General features: G+C 51.1%; 2 tRNA genes. Both read right to left on the bottom strand.

Annotation, left to right across the window (positions count from 1 at the left end):
* Positions 1-804: 804 nt before the first annotated feature.
* Positions 805-881, bottom strand: a tRNA-Pro gene (locus L4D09_RS28745).
* A gap of 62 nt (positions 882-943) precedes the next feature.
* Positions 944-1,020, bottom strand: a tRNA-Pro gene (locus tag L4D09_RS28740).
* Positions 1,021-1,238: the final 218 nt, after the last annotated feature.

Here is a 1,238-nt window from a genome sequence, read left to right as displayed (position 1 = left end):
CAGGAACCCCCAACCCTCTGGTCCGCTTATACCAAGAGCTGCGATGCGCTACCAAACTGCACTATTCAATAATTTAACCAAACACCCAAAACGAAAAAAGCCTCGTCATAAGACGAGGCTTTCGAAAAGTGGTCGGTGAAGAGGCCAAACCAAGGAAACAGGGAACCCCCGCCCCTCTGGTCCGCTTATACCAAGAGCTGCGATGCGCTACCAAACTGCGCTATTCACTATCATGACCAAACCCTAAACGAAAAAAGCCTGCGTCATAAGACCGGGACGCGCAGTTGAGGCTTTCGAAAAGTGGTCGGTGAAGAGGCCAAACCAAGGAAACAGGGAACCCCCGCCCCTCTGGTCCACCTATGCCAAGAGCTGCGATGCGCGACCAAGCTACGCTATTCAATGATTTAACCAAACACCCAAAACGAAAAAAGCCTGCGTCATAAGACCGGGACGCGCAGTTGAGGCTTTCGAAGAGTGGTCGGTGAAGAGGCGAATCAAGGAAACAGGGAACCCCCGCCCCTCTGGTCCACCTATGCCAAGAGCTGCGATGCGCGACCAAGCTACGCTATTCAATGATTTAACCAAACACCCAAAACGAAAAAAGCCTCGTCATAAGACCGGGACGCGTAGTTGAGGATTTCGAAGAGTGGTCGGTGAAGAGGCGAATCAAGGAAACAGGAACCCCCAACCCTCTGGTCCGCTTATACCAAGAGCTGCGATGCGCTACCAAACTGCACTATTCAATAATTTAACCAAACACCCAAAACGAAAAAAGCCTCGTCATAAGACGAGGCTTTCGAAAAGTGGTCGGTGAAGAGGGATTCGAACCCCCGACCCTCTGGTCCCAAACCAGATGCGCTACCAAGCTGCGCTATTCACCGACTTATATGTTTTACATCTTATCAGATGATTCTGCCCGRYCKAAAYCCAACAGATTGAAAAGTGGTCGGTGAAGAGGGATTCGAACCCCCGACCCTCTGGTCCCAAACCAGATGCGCTACCAAGCTGCGCTATTCACCGACTAAGTGAGCTTTGCGATGCCCTGCTCAAGGGTCGCCCTCTGGTCCGCTATTCCTAAAATCAGGATGCCCTACCAAATTGCGCTATTCACCGACATATATGTTTTACATCTTATCAGATGATTCTGCCCGACCTAAATCCAACAGATTGAAAAGTGGTCGGTGAAGAGGGATTCGAACCCCCGACCCTCTGGTCCCAAACCAGATGCGCTACCAAGC

The sequence above is a fragment of the Photobacterium makurazakiensis genome, assembly GCF_050336715.1.
Classification (GTDB): domain Bacteria; phylum Pseudomonadota; class Gammaproteobacteria; order Enterobacterales; family Vibrionaceae; genus Photobacterium; species Photobacterium makurazakiensis.
The sequence above is the reverse complement of the archived record's forward strand: the minus strand, read 5'-3'. Positions and strand labels throughout refer to the sequence as shown.